This window comes from Shewanella electrica, from assembly GCF_022321485.1.
Lineage (GTDB): Bacteria > Pseudomonadota > Gammaproteobacteria > Enterobacterales > Shewanellaceae > Shewanella > Shewanella electrica.
On sequence record NZ_JAKOGG010000206.1, the window covers coordinates 1 to 278 of the forward strand.

Genomic DNA, 278 nt, shown 5'->3' on the forward strand with positions numbered 1-278 from the left:
GGCTTATATTCTTCAGAAATAACCTAGTAGTGATATGGAGGAGGAGGGGATGCATAGATGTAAACTGGGGGAGGTGGTGAATGAACAGGAGGAGGAGGAGACTTGTATTTGTAAACTGGGGGTGGTGGTGATGGGTACTTGTATGGTGGTGGTGGAGGAGATGGATACTTATAGGGTGGAGGAGGAGATTTGTACTTGTAGACTGGGGGTGGTGGAGATGGGTACTTATATGGTGGTGGTGGAGGAGAAGGGTACTTGTATGGTGGTGGAGGTGATGG

General features: G+C 48.9%; 1 protein-coding gene. It reads left to right on the top strand.

What is annotated here, in order from left to right; translation table 11 throughout:
* Positions 1-49: 49 nt before the first annotated feature.
* The coding region (locus L9G74_RS24080) for a hypothetical protein (RefSeq protein WP_238898591.1) at positions 50-278 on the top strand (229 nt) is incomplete at its 3' end.